The sequence below is a fragment of the Nonomuraea sp. NPDC050536 genome (assembly GCF_044457685.1).
Taxonomy (GTDB): domain Bacteria; phylum Actinomycetota; class Actinomycetes; order Streptosporangiales; family Streptosporangiaceae; genus Nonomuraea.
Map to the genome: position 1 here is coordinate 1 of NZ_JBITHD010000060.1, position 1,181 is coordinate 1,181.

The following is a 1,181-nucleotide window of genomic DNA, read 5'->3' on the forward strand; positions in this document are numbered from 1 at the left end:
TTCGCCCGAGGCGGCGACGGCAAAATCGGATACACCCAAAACTCCGGGTCGGGCTGGTCGCAGTGGGCCGAGGTGAACAACAACTGGCGGTTCGCCGGACCATGACCCAAACCACCACGTGGATTAGCTGACGTTGTGCCGGTGTCTAGCAGCGACACACGGCGCCACCACGGTGGAACGCCTACCTATACTACCCCGCTCCCATACCGAAACCGCTGTCCACGCGTGGGCTGAGGGTGTCCGGGTCTGCCGCCCATCGGCGCATCACATTCGATATCAGCGTCCCCGCCGTGACGCATCTCGGTGATGGCGCTGACTGGGCATTCACGATCACGGCTATGGGTGATGCCCCTAGCCGCGCGGCGAAGGAGCCAAATGTGAAGTTCTCCATCAGATCGCCACTGTCGGCGGTGTTCGCGCCCAGGGGCACGGTCGAAGGCTGTGTCTCCAGACTAGGCAGAGGAGGCCACGACCCGGAGCATCCGGTCAAGGTCCGAGGAATGAACTCTGTCGGCCGACCACGGCGCAGGTCTCTACGGGGATTCGTCAGCCGCGCGACCGCGGCCGTGCTCATTGCCGCCACCACAGCGGTGATTCCGGCGGCATCGGCATCGGCATCGGCCACCGTCAGCCGCGACAAGATCGTCTCGATCGCCCACAGCCAACTCGGCAAGGGTTGCTCGTCAACCTACGACGGCATCTCATGCGACCGTGAGTGGTGCGCCGCCTTCGCGACGTGGGTCTGGGGTCAGGCCGGCGTCGATGTTTCCACGCTGGGGTGGACGGTCACCACCTTCGTGAAGTACGGCGACCGCAATGGCACCTGGCATGACCCGACCGGCTACACCCCCCAGCCCGGAGACGCAATGATCTTCGGCGGTCCGGGATTCCCTACCAAGACCGACGGCGGAGCGCACGTCGGATTCGTCGAATCCGTGCACGCGGACGGCACTCTCACCGAGATCGGCGGCAACCAAAGCGGCCACGTCACGGAGGAGACAGGGACAGCGGATCAGATCGAATCCAATCTCGAAGGGTCCGGCTACGACTTCCTCGGATACGTCTCTCCCGTAGGAGCCGTGAACCCGGCGTTTCCGTCGTGGGATTCGAGTTGGTCGGTGTTCAATCCGGTCTCTAATGCGACCACGGTGTTCGGGCGTGGCCTGGACGGGAAGATCGGG

The 1,181-nt window shown here is 64.3% G+C and carries 1 protein-coding gene; it reads left to right on the top strand.

Translation table 11 applies throughout. The annotated features are described in order from the left end of the window. Window positions 1–377: 377 nt before the first annotated feature. Window positions 378–1,181: CHAP domain-containing protein (locus tag ACIBHX_RS52355; protein WP_397076542.1), on the top strand; the 804-nt coding region annotated here is incomplete at its 3' end.